1 protein-coding gene and 1 pseudogene are annotated in these 370 nt (G+C 72.7%); both read right to left on the bottom strand.

Annotated elements, in window-relative coordinates; all coding sequences use genetic code 11:
- A partial coding sequence (locus ACLZOT_RS50495) for an acyclic terpene utilization AtuA family protein (RefSeq protein WP_416976057.1) occupies window positions 1-171 on the bottom strand: 171 nt, incomplete at its 3' end.
- A pseudogene (locus ACLZOT_RS50490) lies at window positions 168-370 on the bottom strand (wyosine base formation domain-containing protein); the annotation flags it as partial. The gene ACLZOT_RS50495 and the pseudogene ACLZOT_RS50490, both read right to left, overlap by 4 nt.

The following is a 370-nucleotide window of genomic DNA, read 5'->3' as shown; positions in this document are numbered from 1 at the left end:
GAGGATGAGCATGGTGAGCTCGGCGAGGTAGTCGCCGGTGAGGACGTCCAGTTCACCGCCGGTGAGCATCTCGCGCATGGCGTCGAAGCGGTCGCCGTAGAAGCCGGAGGCGTTGCCGATCCGCAGCGTGCGGGGAGTGGGTTCCGGCGACGGCGGGGGCGTGGGCGTCACCGCGTCGCCCCCTTCGGCGCGCGGCCGTCTCCGGGTGGGCCGGCGAAGACCTGGGCGATGTCGAACCAGCGGTCGGCGTCCGGCCCTTCGGCACGCAGTGCGAGGTCGGAGCGGTGGGCGCGCTGGGTGACCAGGAGGCAGAAGTCGAGCGCGGGACCGGTCACTCGCTGCGAGGCGTCCTCGGGGCCGTACGTCCACA

The organism is Streptomyces sp. 4F14, from assembly GCF_048159485.1.
Lineage (GTDB): Bacteria > Actinomycetota > Actinomycetes > Streptomycetales > Streptomycetaceae > Streptomyces.
The sequence above is the reverse complement of the archived record's forward strand: the minus strand, read 5'-3'. Positions and strand labels throughout refer to the sequence as shown.